The sequence below is a fragment of the Streptomyces sp. NPDC037401 genome (assembly GCF_055602345.1).
Genome location: NZ_JBVJWO010000045.1, coordinates 40848 through 61535, shown reverse-complemented (window position 1 = coordinate 61535; position 20688 = coordinate 40848). Strand labels below are relative to the sequence as shown.

At 68.2% G+C, this 20688-nt stretch carries 13 protein-coding genes; 10 read left to right on the top strand and 3 right to left on the bottom strand.

Features of this window, described 5'->3' with window-relative positions:
* The first annotated feature begins 238 nt into the window (after nucleotides 1-238).
* The 4 genes from ACZ7H1_RS33230 (at nucleotide 239) to ACZ7H1_RS33215 (ending at nucleotide 4754) form a co-directional block, all read left to right on the top strand.
* Nucleotides 239-2833, top strand: coding sequence for a DUF4118 domain-containing protein (locus ACZ7H1_RS33230; protein WP_470791750.1), 2595 nt, complete (start codon nucleotides 239-241; stop codon nucleotides 2831-2833).
* Complete coding sequence (locus tag ACZ7H1_RS33225; RefSeq protein WP_470791749.1) at nucleotides 2830-3516, top strand: response regulator; 687 nt, start codon at nucleotides 2830-2832, stop codon at nucleotides 3514-3516. Before ACZ7H1_RS33230 ends, ACZ7H1_RS33225 begins: the two co-directional genes overlap by 4 nt.
* A gap of 71 nt (nucleotides 3517-3587) precedes the next feature.
* Entirely contained in the window at nucleotides 3588-4007 is a 420-nt protein-coding gene (locus tag ACZ7H1_RS33220) for an OB-fold nucleic acid binding domain-containing protein (protein WP_470791747.1), read from the top strand.
* 3 nt (nucleotides 4008-4010) lie between these two features.
* Nucleotides 4011-4754, top strand: coding sequence for a DUF3159 domain-containing protein (locus ACZ7H1_RS33215; protein WP_470791743.1), 744 nt, complete (start codon nucleotides 4011-4013; stop codon nucleotides 4752-4754).
* 149 nt (nucleotides 4755-4903) lie between these two features.
* Here the strand turns inward: ACZ7H1_RS33215 and ACZ7H1_RS33210 are convergent, their stop codons facing one another.
* Both ACZ7H1_RS33210 and ACZ7H1_RS33205 read right to left on the bottom strand, forming a co-directional pair.
* Complete coding sequence (locus ACZ7H1_RS33210) at nucleotides 4904-5575, bottom strand: potassium channel family protein (protein WP_470791742.1); 672 nt, start codon at nucleotides 5573-5575, stop codon at nucleotides 4904-4906.
* On the bottom strand, nucleotides 5572-6240 hold the full coding sequence (locus tag ACZ7H1_RS33205; protein ID WP_470791741.1) for a potassium channel family protein: 669 nt from the start codon (nucleotides 6238-6240) through the stop codon (nucleotides 5572-5574). Before ACZ7H1_RS33205 ends, ACZ7H1_RS33210 begins: the two co-directional genes overlap by 4 nt.
* Nucleotides 6241-6428: 188 nt before the next feature.
* Between ACZ7H1_RS33205 and ACZ7H1_RS33200 the strand changes: the two genes are divergently transcribed.
* On the top strand, nucleotides 6429-8486 hold the full coding sequence (locus tag ACZ7H1_RS33200; protein ID WP_470791740.1) for an APC family permease: 2058 nt from the start codon (nucleotides 6429-6431) through the stop codon (nucleotides 8484-8486).
* Nucleotides 8487-8602: 116 nt separating this feature from the next.
* Nucleotides 8603-9934, top strand: a complete 1332-nt coding sequence (locus ACZ7H1_RS33195; RefSeq protein ID WP_470791739.1) for a class I SAM-dependent RNA methyltransferase — start codon at nucleotides 8603-8605, stop codon at nucleotides 9932-9934.
* 523 nt (nucleotides 9935-10457) lie between these two features.
* On the opposite strand, the gene ACZ7H1_RS33190 is transcribed toward ACZ7H1_RS33195, so the two are convergent.
* A complete protein-coding gene (locus ACZ7H1_RS33190; protein WP_470791737.1) occupies nucleotides 10458-12149 on the bottom strand; it encodes a DUF6119 family protein in 1692 nt (563 codons plus the stop codon).
* Between the two features lie 215 nt (nucleotides 12150-12364).
* Here ACZ7H1_RS33190 and ACZ7H1_RS33185 point away from each other — a divergent pair, with 215 nt between their 5' ends.
* The 4 genes from ACZ7H1_RS33185 to ACZ7H1_RS33170 all read left to right on the top strand — a co-directional run bounded on the left by ACZ7H1_RS33185 (nucleotide 12365) and on the right by ACZ7H1_RS33170 (nucleotide 20614).
* Complete coding sequence (locus ACZ7H1_RS33185; RefSeq protein WP_470791735.1) at nucleotides 12365-14098, top strand: HsdM family class I SAM-dependent methyltransferase; 1734 nt, start codon at nucleotides 12365-12367, stop codon at nucleotides 14096-14098.
* Entirely contained in the window at nucleotides 14095-16125 is a 2031-nt protein-coding gene (locus tag ACZ7H1_RS33180; protein WP_470791733.1) for a type I restriction-modification system subunit M, read from the top strand. Before ACZ7H1_RS33185 ends, ACZ7H1_RS33180 begins: the two co-directional genes overlap by 4 nt.
* Nucleotides 16126-16370: 245 nt before the next feature.
* Entirely contained in the window at nucleotides 16371-17381 is a 1011-nt protein-coding gene (locus tag ACZ7H1_RS33175; RefSeq protein WP_470791732.1) for a restriction endonuclease subunit S, read from the top strand.
* Between the two features lie 11 nt (nucleotides 17382-17392).
* Complete coding sequence (locus tag ACZ7H1_RS33170; RefSeq protein ID WP_470791730.1) at nucleotides 17393-20614, top strand: type I restriction endonuclease subunit R; 3222 nt, start codon at nucleotides 17393-17395, stop codon at nucleotides 20612-20614.
* Nucleotides 20615-20688 lie beyond the last annotated feature (74 nt).

The window sequence follows — 20688 nt, the reverse complement described above, 5'->3', positions numbered from 1 at the left end:
CCCCCCCCCCCCCCCCCCCCCCCCCCCCCCCCCCCCCCCCCCCCCCCCCCCCCCCCCCCCCCCCCCCCCCCCCCCCCCCCCCCCACCCCCCCCCCTCCCCCCCCCCCCCCCCCCCCCCCCCCCCCCCCCCCCCCCCCCGTTCCCGGGACCGGGCGCGCGACCGCGATCGTGTCCGAAGTCGCTGGTCAACGGCCGATCCCTCACGGTGCGCGGACCGGACGTGACAGACAATGGGGACATGGGACGCGGCAAACGCGGGAAACTCCGCATCTATCTCGGTGCGGCGCCGGGCGTGGGCAAGACGTACGCGATGCTGGCGGAGGCGCACCGGCGGGTGGAGCGGGGCACCGACTGCGTGGTGGGTTTCGTGGAGCACCACGGGCGGCCGCGGACGGAAGTGATGCTCCGCGGCCTGGAGACGGTGCCGCGGCGAATCCTGGAGTACCGGGGGGCCGTCTTCCCGGAGATGGACGTCGACGCGGTGCTGGCGCGCCGGCCGGCCGCGGTGCTGGTGGACGAAATGGCACACAGCAATGTGCCGGGTTCACGCAACGCCAAGCGCTGGCAGGACGTGGAGGAGCTGCTGGACGCCGGGATCGACGTGGTGACCACCGTGAACATCCAGCACCTGGAGTCGCTGGGCGACGTGGTGGAGTCGATCACGGGCGTACGGCAGCGCGAGACGGTGCCGGACGAGGTGGTCCGGCGGGCCGACCAGATAGAGCTGGTGGACATGTCGCCGCAGGCGCTGCGGCGGCGGATGGCCCACGGGAACGTCTACCGGCCCGACAGGGTCGACGCGGCCCTGTCGAACTACTTCCGGCCGGGGAACCTCACGGCGCTGCGCGAGCTGGCGCTGCTGTGGACCGCGGACCGCGTGGACGAGTACCTGCGCGCCTACCGCGGCGAGCACGGGATCCGTTCCACCTGGCAGGCCCGGGAGCGGATCGTGGTGGGCCTGACCGGGGGGCGCGAGGGCCGCACCCTGATCCGGCGGGCGGTGCGGCTGGCGGAGAAGGGCGCCGGCGGCGAGGTGCTGGCGGTCTACATCTCCCGCAGTGACGGGCTGACGTCCGCCTCTCCGAAGGAGCTGGCCTTCCAGCGCACCCTGGTCGAGGACCTCGGCGGCACCTTCCACCACGTGATGGGCGACGACGTGCCCGGCTCGCTGCTGGAGTTCGCGCGGGGGGTGAACGCCACGCAGATCGTGCTGGGCTCCAGCCGACGCAAGGCGTGGCAGTACGTGTTCGGGCCGGGGGTGGGCGCCACCGTCGCCCGCGATTCGGGTCCCGATCTCGACGTCCACATCGTCACGCACGAGGAGGCAGCCAAGGGCCGCGGCCTGCCGGCCTCCCGGGGCGGCCCGGCCCGGCTCGGGCGGACCCGGATCATCGCCGGCTGGGTGGTCGGGACCGTGTGCCCGGCGCTGCTCGCGCTGCTGCTGACGCACGTGGACGCCGATCTCGGCCTCGCCAACGACATGCTGCTGTTCCTGACGCTGACGGTGGCGGCCGCCCTGCTCGGCGGACTGCTGCCCGCGCTGGCCTCGGCGGCTTTCGGGTCGCTGCTGCTGAACTACTTCTTCAGCCCGCCGCTGCACCGGCTCACGATCTCGGACCCCAGGAACATCGTCGCCATCGCCGTGTTCTTCGGAGTGGCGGTGGCCGTGGCGTCGGTGGTGGACCTGGCGGCCCGGCGCACCCACCAGGCGGCCCGGCTGCGCGCCGAGTCGGAGATCCTGTCCCTGCTCGCGGGCAGCCTGCTGCGCGGCGAGACCAGCCTCGGCGCCCTCCTGGAACGCGTCCGGGAGACCTTCGCCATGGAGTCCGTGGCGCTGCTCGAGCGCGACGGCGACACGGGCCCGTGGACGCGTACGGGGAGCGTGGGGCCGGCGCCCGCCGTCCGGCCGGAGGACGCGGACGTCGACACCCCCGTCGGCGACCACATGGCGCTGGCCTTGTCGGGCCGGGTGCTGCCCGCGGAGGACCGCCGCCTGCTGGGGGCGTTCGCCGCGCAGGCCGTGGCCGTGCTGGACCGACAGCGCCTGGTCGGAGAGGCCGAGGAGGCCCGGCGCCTCGCCGAGGGCAACAAGATCCGCACCGCTCTGCTGGCCGCCGTCAGCCACGACCTGCGCACGCCGCTGGCCGGGATCAAGGCCGCCGTCACGTCGCTGCGCTCCCAGGACGTCGACTGGTCCGAGGAGGACCGCGCCGAGCTCCTGGCGGGCATCGAAGAGGGCGCCGACCGGCTCGGCAACCTCGTCGGCAACCTGCTCGACATGTCCCGCCTCCAGACCGGGACCGTCACGCCCCTGCTGCGGGAGACCGACCTCGACGAAGTCGTCCCCATGGCCCTGGGCGGCGTACCGGAGGGAAGCGTCGGCCTCGACATCCCGGAGACGCTGCCCATGGTGCGCGTCGACCCCGGACTCCTGGAGCGGACCGTCGCCAACATCGTGGAGAACGCCGTCAAGTACAGCCCTGCCGGGCAGCCGGTCCTGGTGGCCGCCAGCGCCCTGGCCGACCGCGTCGAGCTGCGCGTCGTCGACCGCGGCCCGGGCGTCCCGGACGAGGCCAAGGACCGGATCTTCGCGCCCTTCCAGCGCCACGGCGACGCCCCGCGCGGCACGGGCGTGGGCCTGGGTCTCGCGGTCGCCCGCGGCTTCGCGGAAGCCATGGACGCCACGCTCACGGCCGAGGACACCCCCGGTGGGGGCCTGACGATGGTGTTGAGCCTGTGCAGAGTGTCACCGGAGACACGGCACGGTGCACCTTCGTATGTGACATTGCACGATGCCATCGAAGCGATACGAGAGAAAGCAGGACCGCAATGACCCGGGTGCTCGTGGTGGAAGACGAGCCGCAGATCGTGCGCGCCCTCGTGATCAACCTGAAGGCGCGCAGGTACGAGGTCGACGCGGCCTGCGACGGGGCGAGCGCCCTGGAGCTCGCCGCGGCCCGCCACCCCGACGTGGTCCTGCTCGACCTCGGACTGCCCGACATGGACGGCGTCGAGGTGATCAAGGGCCTGCGGGGCTGGACCCGGGTCCCGATCCTCGTGCTCTCCGCCCGGCACAGCTCCGACGAGAAGGTCGAGGCCCTCGACGCGGGCGCCGACGACTACGTCACCAAGCCCTTCGGCATGGACGAGCTGCTGGCCCGGCTGCGGGCCGCCGTACGGCGTGCCGAGCCCGCCGCGGCCGCCGGCCAGGACGAGGCGCTGGTGGAGACCGCGGGCTTCACCGTGGACCTGGCGGTCAAGAAGGCGGTCCGCGACGGCGTCGACGTACGCCTGACCCCCACCGAGTGGCACCTGCTGGAGGTCCTGGTCCGCAACGGCGGCAAGCTGGTCAGCCAGAAGCAGCTGCTCCAGGAGGTCTGGGGGCCGTCGTACGGCACCGAGACGAACTACCTGCGCGTCTACATGGCCCAGCTGCGGCGGAAGCTGGAGGCCGACCCCTCGCACCCGCGCCACTTCATCACCGAGCCCGGGATGGGGTACCGGTTCGAGAAGTGAGCCGCGGGCGGAGCAGAGAGGTGGGGCGTACCGCTTCGAGAGGTGCCCCCCTCGCCGGTACGCTTCCTTGTATGAGCGCTGTACCTCGTTCCGAGAAGCCCGCGAAACCGGCCAAGCAGGGTGGCCGGTTCCGGCGGATGATCGAACGCCTGTCGACCTCGCAGGAGGACCTGCACTCCGCAGAGCTGCAGGAGGACGCCGAGGCTGCGGGGTGCACCCGTATCTGCGACTGCCACGATCGCCAGATCGTGAAGGTCACCGGTACCCTGCGGACGGTCACCCTGCGCCCGCGGGCCGGCGTCCCGGCGCTGGAGGCCGAGCTCTTCGACGGCTCGGCCGGCCTGGACGTGGTCTGGCTCGGACGCCGCTCGATCGTGGGCATAGAACCGGGCCGCAAGATGATCGCCTCCGGCCGGATCGCCATGAGCCACGGGCGCCGGGTCCTCTTCAACCCGAAGTACGAACTCCGACCGCTCGGACAGGAGCACTAGCCGGTGACGTCACTCGACAAACCGACAGCGGACCAGGGCGCGGACACGCCCGGCGGGCAGAGCCCGCAGGACGTGAAGGCCGTGACCCAGGCGGCCCTCTTCGACGCGTTCGGAGGCATCCGGGGCACCGTCGAGACGATGCTCCCCGGCCTGCTGTTCGTCATGATCTACACGTTCAACAAGGACGTGAAGATGTCCGCCATCGCGGCGGGCACCGTGGCGGTCCTGCTGGTGGTCGTGCGCCTGCTGCGCAAGGACACCGTCAAGCACGCCTTCAGCGGGGTCTTCGGCGTCGGTGTCGGCGTGGCCTTCGCGCTGTTCACCGGCTCCGCCAAGGGCTTCTACCTGCCCGGCATGATCTACGGAGCCTGCCTGGGAGCCGCGTTCACGATCTCCGCGCTGGTCGGCTTCCCGCTGCTCGGCGTGATCCTGGGCCCGGTGTTCAAGGAGAACCTCTCCTGGCGCACCCGCAACCCCGGCCGCAAGAAGGCGTACACCAAGGCCAGCCTGGCCTGGGGCATCATCTTCCTCGCCAAGTACGCGATCCTCTTCCCGCTGTACTTCTGGGGGGACGAGACCCAGCTCGGCTGGCTGCTCGTCGCGCTGAAGCTGCCGCCGATGGTGCTCGCGGTGTACTTCACCTGGGTGTTCCTCGCGAAGGCCCCGCCGCCGATCGACGTGATCGCCGAGTGGGAGGCCGAGGAGCGGGCGGAGAAGGAACGCAAGGCCGCGGCCCGCGAGGCGTAGCCGCCCCGGGCGCACGGCGAAGCACCGTTCGCGCGGCGAGCGGCGCATCGCCAAAGGGCGAGACACCGAAGGGCCCCGGCACCGTGAAGACGGTGCCGGGGCCCTTCAGTGTCGTTGCGAGACGTCGTTGCGAGACGTACGAGGGCCTGTCAGCTGGTCCCGCGCCGCGCGTTGAGCAGCTCTTCGAGCTGCTCCTCCCGGGCCTGGGCGGCCACGAAGAGCAGCTCGTCGCCCGCCTCCAGGGTCTCCTCCGGGTGCGGGGTCAGCACGCGGTTGCCGCGGATGATCGTGACCAGCGAAGTGTCCTGCGGCCAGTCCACGTCGCTGATCTGCACGCCCGCCATCGGGGACTCCGGCGGCAGGGTCAGCTCGACCAGGTTGGCGTCGCCGTGGCTGAAGCGCAGCAGCCGGACGAGGTCGCCGACGCTGACGGCCTCCTCGACCAGGGCCGACATCAGGCGCGGGGTCGAGACGGCGACGTCCACGCCCCAGGACTCGTTGAAGAGCCATTCGTTCTTCGGGTTGTTGACCCGGGCCACCACGCGGGGGACCCCGTACTCGGTCTTGGCGAGCAGCGAGACGACCAGGTTGACCTTGTCGTCACCGGTGGCCGCGATGACCACGTTGCAGCGCTGCAGCGCGGCCTCGTCCAGCGAGGTGATCTCACAGGCATCGGCCAGCAGCCACTCGGCCTGCGGCACCCGCTCCACGGAGATGGCGGTCGGGGCCTTGTCCACGAGGAGGACCTCGTGGCCGTTCTCCAGCAGCTCACCCGCGATGGAGCGGCCCACGGCACCGGCCCCGGCGATCGCGACCCTCATGCCCGTGCCTCCTCGGGGCCGTCGGCGAAGGACGCCTCGACCTTGTCGATCTCGTCCGTACGCATCATCACGTGGACGAGGTCACCCTCCTGCAGTACGGTCTGCGAGCTCGGCAGCATGGCCTCGCCCAGCCGGGTGAGGAAGGCGACCCGGACTCCGGTCTCGTCCTGCAACTTGCTGACCTTGTGTCCTATCCACGACTGGTCGATGTGCACCTCGGCGAGCTGCACGGCACCACTCGGGTCGCGCCACAGCGGCTCGGCACCCGAGGGCAGCAGCCGGCGCAGCATCTGGTCGGCCGTCCAGCGGACCGTGGCGACGGTGGGGATGCCCAGCCGCTGGTAGACCTCGGCGCGCTTGGGGTCGTAGATGCGGGCGGCGACGTTCTCGACACCGAACATCTCGCGGGCCACGCGGGCGGCGATGATGTTGGAATTGTCACCACTGCTGACCGCGGCGAAGGCTCCCGCCTCCTCGATGCCGGCCTCGCGCAGGGTGTCCTGGTCGAAGCCGACCCCGGTGACGCGGCGGCCGCCGAAGCCGGATCCCAGCCGGCGGAACGCCGTGGGGTCCTGGTCGACGACTGCGACCGTATGCCCCTGCTGCTCCAGGGTCTGGGCGAGAGCGGAACCCACTCTTCCGCAGCCCATAATGACGATGTGCACGGCCGTCCTTCCGGCTGTCAATAGTTCAGCCCCGTGTGGTGTTCGGAGTTCACAGGGTCTCAGACCATGGCCCAAGCTACACACGGGCGGTCACCAGTGTGACCCCTTGCGTGCTGCAGGCGTGCAATTGGCCCGGTGTTGGGGTGGTGGTTGGTCAGCGCTCTTTTCGAACGCTTACCATCCTCTCCGTGTCCAAACTGACCGACGTGCCCAAACGGATCCTGATCGGCCGGGCGCTGCGCAGCGACCGCCTGGGAGAAACACTCCTCCCGAAGCGGATCGCCCTACCCGTCTTCGCGTCCGACCCGCTGTCCTCTGTGGCATATGCCCCCGGCGAAGTGCTGCTCGTACTTTCCATTGCGGGCGTGTCGGCCTACCACTTCAGCCCCTGGATCGCGCTCGCGGTCGTCGTGCTGATGTTCACGGTGGTGGCGTCGTACCGGCAGAACGTCCACGCGTACCCCAGCGGCGGCGGCGACTACGAGGTCGCCAACACCAACCTCGGCCCCCGGGCCGGCCTGACCGTGGCCAGCGCCCTGCTCGTCGACTACGTCCTCACCGTCGCCGTCTCGATCTCCTCCGGAGTCGAGAATCTCGGCTCCGCCGTGGACTTCGTCGTCGAGCACAAGGTGCTCTCGGCGATCGCCATGATCCTTCTCCTGACGCTGATGAATCTGCGCGGTGTGAAGGAATCCGGAAATCTCTTCGCCATTCCCACGTACGTCTTCGTGGTGGGCGTGTTCCTGATGATCGCCTGGGGCGCCTGGCGCGGCATCGTCCTCGACGAGACCATGAAGGCCCCCACCGCCGATTTCGAGATCAAGCCCGAGCACCAGGGACTCGCCGGCTTCGCGCTGGTCTTCCTGCTGCTGCGTGCCTTCTCCTCCGGCTGTGCGGCCCTCACCGGCGTCGAGGCCATCAGCAACGGCGTCCCCGCCTTCCGCAAGCCCAAGAGCAAGAACGCCGCCACCACCCTCGCCCTCATGGGCGGCCTGGCCGTCACCATGTTCTGCGGCATCATCGGCCTGGCCATGGCCACCAACGTCCGCATGGCCGAGAACCCCGCCGAGGACCTGCTCGTGAACGGCACCCCGGTCGGCCCCGAATACGTACAGAACCCGGTGATCTCGCAGGTCGCCGAGGCCGTCTTCGGCAACGGCAGCTTCCTCTTCATCCTGCTGGCGACCGCCACCGCCCTGGTCCTCTTCCTGGCCGCCAACACCGCGTACAACGGCTTCCCGCTGCTCGGTTCGATCCTCGCCCAGGACCGCTACCTGCCCCGCCAGCTGCACACCCGCGGCGACCGGCTCGCCTTCTCCAACGGCATCGTGCTCCTCGCGGGCGCCGCGATACTGCTGGTCTGGATCTACGACGCCGACTCGACCAAGCTCATCCAGCTGTACATCGTCGGCGTCTTCGTCTCCTTCACGCTCAGCCAGATCGGCATGGTCCGGCACTGGAACCGCCACCTGCGCACGGAACACGACCCGGCGAAGCGCCGCCGCATGGTCCGCTCCCGCGCCATCAACGCCTTCGGTGCGTTCTTCACCGGCCTGGTGCTGGTCGTCGTCCTCGCGACCAAGTTCACGCACGGCGCCTGGGTCGCCCTGCTGGGCATGGTGATCTTCTACGGGACGATGTCCGCGATCCGGAAGCACTACGACCGCGTCGCCACCGAGATCGCCGCCGCCGAGGGGCCGTCCGACGACAGCGTGCGCCCCTCGCGCGTCCACTCGATCGTCCTGGTCTCCAAGGTCCACAAGCCCACGCTGCGGGCCCTCGCCTTCGCCAAGCTGACGCGCTCGGACACGCTGGAGGCGCTCAGCATCAGCGTCGACCCGGTCGAGACCAAGGCCCTGCGGACGGAGTGGGAGCGGCGTGGGATCAACGTCCCGCTGAAGATCCTCGACTCCCCGTACCGCGAGATCACCCGCCCGGTGGTCGAGTACGTGAAGGGGCTGCGCAGCGAGAACCCGCGCGACGCCGTCAGCGTGTACATCCCCGAGTACGTCGTCGGGCGCTGGTACGAGCACCTGCTGCACAACCAGAGCGCCCTGCGCCTGAAGGGCCGGCTGCTCTTCACCCCCGGGGTCATGGTCACCTCCGTGCCGTACCAGCTGGAGTCCTCCGAACTCGCGAAGAAGCGGGCGAAGAAGCGCCAGGACTGGAACGCGCCGGGTGCGGTGCGCCGCGGGCCGGTGGACAGCCGCCCGGACAGCCGCCCCAAGGAGAACAGCAAGGGCTGAGCCGCCGCCCCCCGCCGGGGCTGCGCCCGGATGGCGAACGGCCGGACGAGATCCACGTAAACTGGTGGGTCGGTCGTCCGGCCGTTTCCTTTTGATCTCTGGAGAGACTCCCCACCATGACCACCCAGAACGAGAAGCAGTCACTGGTCGGGGAGGAGTACGAGGTCGAGGTCGGCCCCGTCGCGCACGGCGGGCACTGCATCGCCCGTACCGCCGACGGCCGCGTCCTCTTCGTACGCCACACGCTCCCCGGCGAGAAGGTCGTCGCCCGCGTGACCGAGGGCGACGAGGACTCCCGCTTCCTGCGCGCCGACGCCGTCACCGTCGTGGAGGCCTCCAAGGACCGCGTCGAGGCCCCCTGCCCGTACGCCGGCCCCGGCCGGTGCGGCGGCTGCGACTGGCAGCACGCCAAGCCGGGCGCCCAGCGCCGCCTGAAGGGCGAGGTCGTCGCCGAGCAGCTGCAGCGCCTCGCCGGGCTCACCCCGGAGCAGGCCGGCTGGGACGGCACCGTGGTGCCGGCCGAGGGCGACAAGCTGCCGGCCGGCCAGGTCCCGGCCTGGCGCACCCGCGTCCAGTTCGCCGTCGACGAGGACGGCCGCGCCGGCCTGCGCAAGCACCGCTCGCACGACATCGAGCCGGTCGACCACTGCATGATCGCCGCGCCCGGGGTCTCCGAACTCGGCATCGAGAAGCGCGAATGGCCGCAGATGGCGACCGTCGAGGCCATCGCGGCCTCCGGCTCCGGCGACCGCCAGGTCGTCCTCACCCCCCGCCCCGGCGGCCGCCTGCCGCTGGTGGAGCTCGACAAGCCGGTCTCCGTCCTGCGCGTCGAGGAGAAGGACGGCGGCGTCCACCGCGTCCACGGCCGCCCGTTCGTGCGCGAGCGCGCCGACGGCCGCACCTACCGCGTGGGCATGGGCGGCTTCTGGCAGGTCCACCCGCAGGCCGCGGACACCCTGATCAAGGCCGTCATGCAGGGCCTGATGCCCCGCAAGGGCGAGATGGCCCTCGACCTGTACTGCGGCGTCGGCATCTTCGCGGGCGCCCTCGCCGAGCGCATCGGCGACACCGGCGCGGTGCTCGGCATCGAGTCCACGAAGCGCGCCGTCGAGGACGCCCGCCACAACCTGGCCGACATGCCGCGGGTCCGCATCGAGCAGGGCAAGGTCGAGCAGATCCTGCCGCGCACGGGCATCACGGAGTGCGACCTGATCGTCCTCGACCCGCCGCGCGCGGGCGCGGGCAAGCAGACGGTCCGCCACCTGGCAGCCCTGGGCGCCCGCCGCATCGCGTACGTGGCCTGCGACCCGGCAGCCCTGGCCCGCGACCTCGCCTACTTCGCGGACAACGGCTACAAGGTCCGCACGCTGCGCGCGTTCGACCTCTTCCCGATGACCCATCATGTCGAGTGCGTCGCGATCCTGGAGCCCGTTGGAAAGGGTCTCTGACCTGGGGTTATTCGTCTACGTAGGCACCTCCACCTGTTTTCCGACCGACAACAGGTGGAGACCTATGTTCACGGCTGCAGCCCATTGACCTGCGGTTTTGGGTAGCCAAAGAGGGGGCATGGCCGAGACCTCGCTGGATCGCTCAGTGTCTTGACGCACGAATGACGCACATCCAGCGCCATGGCTGACGGTCCATTAGCAACGCGTAGCCGCTACTTGGGCCGCCCTGAACGGTGTTCTTCGCGCCTCTCGCCAATACAGGCCCGCGCCGGACGGCTTGGGGTGTGGCTGGCCGATTTCAGCAAACATCCGTGTAGATGTGACTTTGTGTGATGGCGTGCCTGGGCGGGAGAGCGGTCAGCGCGGACTGTAGCGACCTGGGATGCCGTCGCTCGATAGGCCGGTTAGCACGCCAGTTAACGGCGCGGCTGCGTGCGCATCGCCGCTGTTGACCCTTCGCTGGGAAGGTTCCAGCCCTCTCTTGTTGTCCGCAGTCGCTGTAGCACCCTGTAGCAGTGCGGGCTCAGCGTCGGATAGCGACGACCTCGACCTCTGCGTTCATCGCGCGCAAGCGACGTGCCGACTGGAGGAGGGAGACCTGGGCGAAGGCGAAGAGGGAGTCGACAGTGATCTCCTTTCCGTCCTTGAGGAGGATGGCGAGCACGACCTTCAGCGTGCCGAAGTCGCTCAGGAGACGGTGCTCGGGAGTACGGTCTGCAACCTGCCCCAGGAAGGCGCTGCGGATGGCTTTGTCGCTGCGCAGGGTTTCGACGGCGGTGACTGCCTGGGCGAAGAGGTGGTTCAGCGGTGCGGTGCCGTTGCTGCTGGTGGCCTTCTTGACGCAGATCAGCTGGTTGTCCGGGCCGAGGACATCGCAGACCTCCAGGCCGCCACCGTTGAACTTGTCCGTGACGATGTTCTTCTTGTCGAAGAGGAGGTAGCCCTCCTGGCCTGCCGCCTGCTTGTTGTACCAGTCCTCATCGTGAGAGTCCCGCCCCTTGGCGTTCGGTACTCCCTTTGGCCAGGCGGGCAGTTGGACGCTGGCCGACTTGCCGAGCAGTTCCCGGAGCTCTTCCTCCAGCGTCTCGAGGAATCCGGCTCCCACCTCGTACCACTTTCCGTGGCCGTAGAAGTACCGCACTGTTTCCACAGGGACGTCCGCGATGAGCCACTCCTTGCCGGTGGTCGCGGCGCTGGCCGGCGTTTTCAAGTCGTCGTCGCTGAACATGACGACCCGGACTTGGCCGAGCGCCTTGAGGCGCTCGCCCTCGGTCTTGTCCGAGACGAAGCCGAGGAGGACCGGAAGGTCCAGGTCGGTGACGTCGATGCTGCGGCTACCCGAGCTGATCCGGAACGCCTGGGCGGAGCTGAAGCCCTCCTGGCAGCTCTCCGGAACTCCCAGCGTGAGCCGCGGGTGAGTGGGGTCGGCGAGCATGCGCTCAAGGACGGCCTGGGCGTCCACCGCCTTGCGGCTGCGCTTGTCCAGTGTGCGGAGCCGATCGACGAAGCCCAGTTCGGGCAGCGGATCCGGGCGCGAGCAGACCTCCTCTATCGCGCGCAGGTCGTTGAGGAATTCCTCCGGGGTGGTGGCCAGCGGCAGCTTGACGGTCGACTCGGAACACTCGACTCGAACATGCTTGGAGCTACCGGCGGGCAGTGAGGTCAACGGGATGCCGCTGACCGTTCCACAGATGCGGCGGACGACTGCGCCGAACCGGTCGAGTCCGAAGCCGTCGATACGCTCTCCCCGGGCGACGGAGTACTCGTCGACGCGCCCTCGTCCGTCCATGATCTGGTTGCGCACCTTGATGATGCCGTCCTCGTCGAGGCAGCGGGTGGCGAACTCCAGGCCGAACTCATCATCACGATAGTACGGGTCCAGCATGTGCTGGCCGACCCCGTAACTCAGGGCGTACAGGCCGCGCTCGGTGCGCATGAGTACTAGGCCGGCAGCAGAGTGATTCCGTTCGTTGACCTCCAGGCCGGTGATCCGTTCGACGGCCGGGCACCAGTCGGCGCGGTCTCGGGGGATTCCCCCGTTCACCAGCAGCCCGGTGACGCCATCCCGGGCGAACTCGCGGACTTGGTAACCGGGTCTGTCGAGATAGTGAGGGCGCACAAGAGTGCGGAGTTCTACCTCGCCACCGCTAGGAACAGTGAGCCGGTGCAACGTGGACTTTCGGGTGCCGGTGCTGCTCTTCTCCTTGGCCGCCACGTGATGCTCCTTCGAGTCGAGGTGCCGGAGGTCGATGCCGCGGGGTCGTTCTCCTCGATCCGCGTGACTTCGTGCTTACGCTCGGTTCTCCTCCGGTGGGGTGTGCTGTGTGCGGCGGAGTCCTTGGCGCGTGACACCCAGTGAACAGGAGTTAGTTAACGCCGTCAACTGAATGTAACTTGGAGATCCGGGCGTGAACGGTGTACGGTCGCTTCATGATCGGAGGAAACGAGGCGGCTGATGCCACGGCGACTGCTGCGGAGATCGCACGGTTGGCGGGCGTGACGCGTGCCGCGGTGTCCAACTGGCGCAGGCGTCGTTCGGACTTCCCCGCGCCCGTAGGCGGCACCTCGGCGAGTCCCCTGTTCTCGCTCGCCGAGGTACGGCAGTGGCTGGACGGGCAGCGCGACGGGCGAGAGGTCAGCGGGGAGGTCCGGCTCTGGCAGGCGCTGCGCGGTGCCTACGGCGAGGAAATGGCCGGGGCGCTGGCTGCTCTCGGGGAATATCTCCGGGGCGATGCGGAAGACCTCGCCGACCAGGCCGCCCGAGAGGCGGTGGACGGGCTGGTCGCCGACCGGACGCCCACCGAGGTGATGGATGCTCTGGTCGCCCGTCTGCTGGAGTCCACCGCGCGCGCCGCGTTGGACGGGGCCTCGACATTGCGACTGGCTCGCGCGGTCCGAGAATTCGCTGGTGAGACCTCAGGCACCGTCTTTGACCCTGCGTGCGGCATCGGCTCGCTCCTCGTTGCGGTGGGCGGCGGTGCGGTCCAGAGCAGGCTGGGGCAGGACACGCAGGCGGATGCGGCACGCGTAGCCCAGGTGCGTGCGGCCTTGGCCGCCACTGGGACAGCGGTGCCGGCTCAGGTCGTGGCAGGCGACTCGTTGCGGGCCGATGCGTTCCCTGACCTCCGCGCAGACCTGGTCGTGTGCGAGCCGCCGACCGCCGTGGCCGACTGGGGCCGCGAGCAGTTGCTCGTCGATCCGCGCTGGGAGGCGGGTGTGCCCTCGCGCGGGGAGAGCGAACTCGCCTGGCTTCAGCATTGCTACCACCACACGGCACCCGGCGGGCGAGCCGTGGTGGTCCTGCCGGCATCGGTCGCCCATCGCCGCTCCGGTCGCAGAATCCGTGCGGAGTTGGTGCGTCGCGGTTGCGTCACCGCATTGGTGGCTCTACCGCCCGGCCTCGCTGCCAGTCATGCACTTCCGCTTCACCTGTGGCTGCTGAGCCGTCCCTCCAACCCTGGGCGGGCGGCGGGGACCGTACGCATGGTGGATCTCAGCGCCAACAGCCCGGACGGACCGTGGGCCCCTCAGCCGCACCAGGAAGTGGAGGTGCAACTGATCGATCTGCTGGACAACGAGGTGGACCTCACCCCCAGTCGCTACGTACGCGAGCCGGAACCCGACTACGCGGTGGAGTACGCCAAGCTGCGCGAGGATCTCGACACGCGCCTGAGTCGCCTGCGGGCGCTGCTTCCCGAGCTGCCACCGCGTGGCCGGGCCGACGCCCTGGACGATGGCGTCCCGGTCGCGGTGAGCGACCTGCTGGCCGCCGGCCTGGTCAGCGTGGACGGTGACGAGCTCATCTCCGTCAGCGACCAGTTGGACCCCGACTACGTACGCGGATTCGCCAGCAGCGCGGCGAACGTCCGTCGTAGCACGTCCTCCTCGGGTACGTTCCGAGCGGACCTGCAGGCGGCGCGCCTACCCCGCATGGACGTTGAGCGACAGCGCCGCTACGGCGACGCCTTTCGCTCGTTGGGCGCGTTCGAGCGCGAACTCGCCGAACTCGCCAGCATGGGCGACCGGGCTGCGCGGCTCGCCCGCGACGGCCTCACCGGCGGCGCACTCGATCCGCCGTTGACCCGTGGTGGCGGGAACCCTGAACACCAAAGCACGACGATCGACGGAGACGCCGCAGTGGGGCGAGAGGACAGGACACTTTGAGCAAGAACCAGGAACTGGCCGACTTCATCTGGTCGGTGGCCGACCTCCTGCGCGGTGACTACAAGCGCTCGGAGTATGGAAAGGTCATCCTGCCCCTGACGGTGCTGCGCCGACTGGACTGCGTCATGGCCCCGACCCGCCAGGCGGTGTGGGACCGGGCGGCCTCCTACACCGGAGAGAACAAGGACGGACTGCTGCTGGCAGCGTCCAAACTCAAGTTCTACAACCTGTCCGAGCAGACCTTCGACACGATCAGCAGCGACGCGGCCAACGTGGCGAAGAACCTCAAGGACTACATCCGGGGATTCTCCTCGGAGGCCACCGAGATCATCAACCGCTACGAGTTCCACCTCCAGATCGACCGCCTGGACAACGCCGACCTGCTCTACCAGGTGGTGCGGAAGTTCGCTGGCCTGGACCTGAGCTTCGAGGCCGTGGACAACCACGACATGGGCTACGTCTTCGAGGAGCTGATCCGCAAGTTCGCCGATGCCTCCAACGAGACCGCCGGTGAGCACTTCACCCCGCGCGAGGTCATCGAGCTCATGGTCGAGCTGCTGCTCGCCCCGGACGACGACCGGCTGACGGGGGAGGGCCAGGTCGTCAAGATCCTCGACCCGGCCTGTGGCACCGGCGGGATGCTCTCGGCAGCTGAAGAGCACATCCGCAAGCTGAACCCGCGCGTGCGCGTCAACCTGTTCGGTCAGGAGTTGAACGCCGAGTCGTACGCAATCTGCCGTTCCGACATGTTGCTGAAGGGCCATACCGCCAAGAACATCCGCTTCGGCAACTCCTTCAGCCAGGACGGCCACGACGGTGAGACCTTCAACTACATGCTCGCCAACCCGCCCTTCGGAGTGGAGTGGAAGAAGGTCGAGAAGGTCGTACGCCAGGAGCACGAGGACCGGGGATTCGACGGCCGCTTCGGTGCCGGCCTGCCTCGGATCAACGACGGCTCGCTGCTTTTCCTTCAGCACATGATGAGCAAGATGCAGCCGCTCAAGAAGGACGAGGCGGGCGACGAGGTCGGTGGCACCCGCCTTGCCATCGTCTTCAACGGCTCCCCCTTGTTCACCGGTGGCGCGGGGTCGGGCGAGTCGGAGATCCGCAGGTGGATCATCGAGCACGACTACCTGGAGGCGATCGTCGCCCTCCCGGACCAGCTCTTCTACAACACGGGTATCTCCACGTACTTCTGGATCGTCACCAACCGCAAGCCCGCCGACCGCAAGGGCCGCGTGATCCTGCTCGACGCCCGCGACCAGTGGTCCAAGATGCGTAAGTCTCTCGGTGAGAAGCGCAAGGAAATCACACGGGCGCAGATCGGAAATATCTGTGCGATCTACCGCGATGCGCTGAGCATCGCCAGCGACGAAGCACATCCGGATCACGGGCGGGTGAAGGTCTTCGCCAACCGAGCCTTCGGCTACCAGCGCATCACCGTGGACCGGCCGCTCAAGCTCCGCTTCGAGCTGACCGATGACAGCCTTGCTCAGCTTGGCGCGTCTGCCGCCGTGAAGAAGGCGGTCGGGGGCGAGGCAGCGGTCGAGCTGTTGCTGGCCGCGCTCAAGCCACTGCTCGGGTCACAGTGGTCGACCAAGGCTGAGGCATGGGACGCCATGCGGGCGGCGATGGTGGCTGGCGGCGTGCTGTGGCCCTCCGTCGCGCCGTTCCAGAAGGCTTTGCGTGACGCCGTGGGGGTGACTGACCCGGAGGGCGAGGTCCAGCTCACTAAGGGGAAACCCGAGCCTGACCCCGACCTGCGTGACTACGAGAACGTCCCGCTAACCGAGGACCTCGATGAGTACGTCGCCCTCGAGGTGCTGCCCCACGTACCCGACGCCTGGATCGCGGAGACCCGCAACCCGAAGACAAGGGAGGTGGAGCGGTTCAAGCTGGGGTACGAGATCCCCTTCACCCGTCACTTCTACACTTACACGCCGCCGAGACCGCTGCCAGAGATCGACGCGGAGCTGAAGTCGCTGGAGGCCGAGATTCAAACGCTGCTGAGTGAGGTGGCGAGGTGATGAATCCAGCCGGAATCAGGATCCGATATGTGCTGCGGCCTCGTGAGGTAACTGATCGCACACATCTACAGGTCCTATCGGTATATCGAGACTTTGGTGTCATTCCGAAGAATTCGCGAGATGATAACAATAATAAAACTCCACTCGATCTTTCCAAGTATCAGGAAGTGCGCCCGGGGGATCTTGTCGTCAATAAGATGAAGGCGTGGCAGGGGTCCCTGGGAGTTTCTCGATACCATGGAATCGTGAGCCCAGACTACCTTGTCTGCTCAATTGATCGGTCCGTGCATCCAGGATTCTTGCATTATTTGCTCAGGTCGGCGCCCCTCGTTTCAGAGTTTGGGCGTCGTTCCAAAGGGATTAGGCCTGCACAATGGCGCCTGTATTGGGAAGATTTGGCCGAAATCCCCATCCCGCTGCCTCCTGTAGGCGAGCAGCGCCGCATCGCCGACTTCCTCGATGCAGAGACCGCCCGGATCGACTCCGTCGCCTCGATGCGCGGTCGGCAACTCGCTTTGACGGAGCAGCGCTTCGCGCAAATTGTTGACGGTGTTGTAGTGGGTGACCGTGACTCGCTTTGCGAGATCGGCTACGACCCTGACATTAAGTGGGAACGAGGTAAGGTATCGCGACTTTTTGCCGTAATTCCCGGATATGCATTTCCGAGTGCTGGATTTGTCGCTCCGGAAGCTGGTACGCGGCTGCTTCGAGGGATCAATGTCGCCCCCGGCTTCATCGACTGGAATGCGGAGACCGTTGCGTGGGACCTGCAGGATTCCAACATTGACCAAAGGTTCCACGTTCGTTGCGACGACCTCGTCGTCGGGATGGATCGAACATGGATCAGTGGCGGGGCTCGTATCGCTCTAGTGCGTGACAGTGACCTCCCATGCCTCCTGTTGCAGAGAGTCGCCTGCATCCGGTCCTATGGTCGCGCAAGTGCGCATTATCTTCGATGGGTGCTCGCGTCGCGACACTTCCGCAGAGCACTTGAGGGTGAAACTACGGGGATTTCTGTGCCGCATATCAGCGGCGAACAGATCGGATCTTTCAACTATATGCTTCCGCTGCCGGAACACGAGCGAATGCTGGCGGCGCTGTTGGAACGGCAGGATGGTCTGCGCGCTGAGTATTCCGTGATGGTCAATCGTCAGCTCAACGTTCTCGCCGAGCGCCGACAGGCTCTGATTGCCGCCGCCGTCACTGGCCAACTCGACGTCACCACAGCCCGTCCTACGCACAACCACGACTTCTGAGGGGGATTCAGGTGAACGACGCCCGCGTGTACACCGAGAAGGCATTCGAGGACGCCGTGGAAGCGGCGCTACTGCGCAGCGGCTGGCAGCGCGGGCTGTCGAACACCTACAACCCCACGCTCGGCATCGATACCTCCGAGCTGGCCACGTTCCTCGGCGCGTCGCAGAGCGACGCGTGGCTGGCGCTCCAGACCGCCTACGGCGAGGAAGAAGATCAAGCCATCGGCCGACTCGCCAAGCGGGTGGCGCGGGAGATCGACTCGCGCGGCCTGCTGGACGTGCTGCGTCGGGGCGTGAATGACCGGAACGTGAAGATCCAGCTTGCGTACTTTCGTCCCGCGCACACTCTTGCTGCCGACGCTTTGGCCGAGTACGACGCCAACCGGCTCACCTTCGTGCGCCAGTTCCACTACTCCGCGGCGCGTCCATCTCACAGCCTCGACATGGCGTTCTTCCTCAACGGACTGCCGGTCGCCTCGGTGGAGTTGAAGAACGGGCTGACCGGCCAGACCGTCGAGGACGCCAAGCGGCAGTACCGCCGCGACCGGGACCCGAAGGAATTGTTCTTCGCCAAGCGCAGCCTGGTCCACTTCGCGGTCGATCCGACGCTGGCCTTTCTGACGACCCGCCTGGCCGGAGACGCCACCCGCTTCCTTCCCTTCAACACCGGGTCCGGTGGCCCTGGCCAGATGGGCGGGGCGGGAAACGTCCCGGCCTCGACCGATGGGAAGTACCCCACCTCCTACCTCTTCGACGAGGTATGGGCTCGGGACAACTGGCTGGAGCTGCTGCAGCGGTTCCTGCACGTCGAGGACGCCGCCGCGAAGGCCGGCCGGGCGCCGTCGCACAAGCCGGGCAGCGCGCACACGCAGCCGTTGATCTTCCCGCGGTTCCACCAGTGGGACGCGGTGCGCAAGCTCATCGCGCACGCGGCCCGCCATGGGGCGGGGGAGAACTACCTGATCCAGCACTCCGCCGGCTCGGGCAAGTCCAACACCATCGCCTGGCTCGCGCACCACCTGTCCAGCCTGCACACTTCCCACGACCCTGGGCAGATTGCCCCCGCCGCGCTCGCCTCCGGTCTGGGGGCGAACAAGCTGGTCTTCGACAAGGTCATCGTTATCACCGACCGGCGGGTACTGGACAAGCAGCTCCAGGACACCATCTACCAGTTCGACCACAAGGCCGGCGTGGTCGTGCGGATCGACGAGAACTCTCAGCAGCTCGCAGACGCGCTGACCGGGCCGACAGCCCGCATCGTGATCACCACGGTGCAGAAGTTCCCCTTCGTCCTGGACAAAGTCGCGGGGCTGGGAAGTCAGCGTTACGCGGTGATCATTGACGAGGCGCACTCGTCACAGGGCGGGGAAAGCGCGGCGGCCTTGAAGAAGGCGCTGGGACGTCTCGGCTCGGACGCGGTGGACGAGGACGGCGACCCGCTGACGGCCGCGGCCCTGGCACGCGGCAAGCAGCCGAACCTGTCCTTCTTCGCGTTCACGGCCACCCCCAAGGCGAAGACGATCGACCTCTTCGGCACCTCTTACGCCAATCCCGGCTCGGGGGAGCAGGAGAAGGGACCGTTCCACGTCTACTCGATGCGGCAGGCCATCGAGGAGGGCTTCATCCTCGACGTGCTCGGCAACTACATCACCTACGCCACGTACTTCAAGCTCCAGGAAGCTGCCGCCGAGGAGGCGGAGCAGCAGGTGGACCCGCGCAAGGCCCGTTCGCGGCTGGTGCGAGCCGCGCTGATGTCGGAGGCGTCTATGGCCTCCCGCGCGAAGATCATCGTCGACCATTTCCGGTCGCATTCCAGCCCGCGTCTCGGCGGCCGGGCCAAGGCGATGGTGGTCACCTCCGGCCGTGACCACGCCGTACGGCTCTACCAGGCCATGCGGGCCTACATCGACCAGCGGGGGTTCACCGACTGCGGCACCTTGGTCGCGTTCTCCGGGGCCCTGACCCTCGACGGGATCGAGTACACCGAGGCCAAGCTCAACGGCTTCCCCGAACGCGAACTGCCCGCACGTTTCGGCTACACCCGCGCGGACGACCCGAGCCCGCCTTCCGTGCCGAAGCCCGAGCATCGCATCCTCGTCGTCGCCGAGAAGTACCAGACCGGTTTCGACCAGCCGCTGCTGACCACGATGTACGTGGACAAGGTCCTGGTGAAGCTGGCCGCGGTGCAGACGCTTTCCCGGCTGAACCGCACCCACCGGCTCAAGTCCACCGAGGACCTGTTCATCCTCGACTTCGCCAACCGGCCCGAGGACATCGAGCAGGCTTTCCAGCAGTACTACGAGGCGTCTGTCAGCGAGCCCACCGACCCCAACCTCCTGTTCGACCGCGAACGCGAGGTGATGGCCTACCAGCTCCTCGTGGAAGCCGAGATGGACGCCTTCGTCACCGCGTACTTCGCCTCCTTCCAGGGCGGCTCGGCCACCGACACCGCCATCATGAAGGCCCACGCCCGCCTCTACGGCTACCTGCAGCCCGCCCTGGACCGCTTCAACGCCCTCAACGCCACCGAACCGGACACCGCCGCCGAATTCCGCCGCGCCCTGGACTCCTACACCAAGGCGTACGGCTGGCTCTCCCACGTCATCGGATTCGAGAACCTCGAACTGGAACGGCTCTACCAGTACGGACGCTTCCTGCTACGCCGCCTGCCCGCGCCCGCCCGCAGCGCCGGCGCCGACATAGGGACGGCCGCCCCGAGTCACATGCGCATCGCTCAGACGGGCACCCCGGAGCTGCGCCTGGAGGCGGCGGGCGCGCAGGTACTGCCTGGCCTGGTACCCGAGGCGGCCGGAGCGGTGGCCGAGGCGGAGGAGATGTCGCTGGCCGAGGTGATCCAGTCCGTCAACGAGGAGTACGGGACCGGGCTGTCCACCACCGACCAGATCCTGCTCGGCCAGCTCGTGGTAGCCGTCAGCGAGGACCCCGAACTCAGGGCCATCGCCATGCACCAGGACCAGGACGTCTTCGGCGGGGAACTGGAGAAGGACCTCGACCGGATCGTCATCGACCAGGCGGCGTCCAACGACGCCCTGATGGTCCGCTACTTCGACGACGCCGACGTCAACCGCCTGTTCAAGCAGGTCGCGACCCAGCAGGCGTACCAGCTCATTCGACGCCCGGTCCGACGGGAAGCCGAGCGCCGGGCCACCGAGCAGCGGGCCGCCGAGCTCAAGTCGTCCGGAAGCCGTAGGGCGGAACCGCCGACCGCATAGCCTGTGCTCTGCAGCACGTCAGGCAAGAGGCCGAACGGGGTGGTCACGCTCCGACCACACAGAGAGGGACCTCG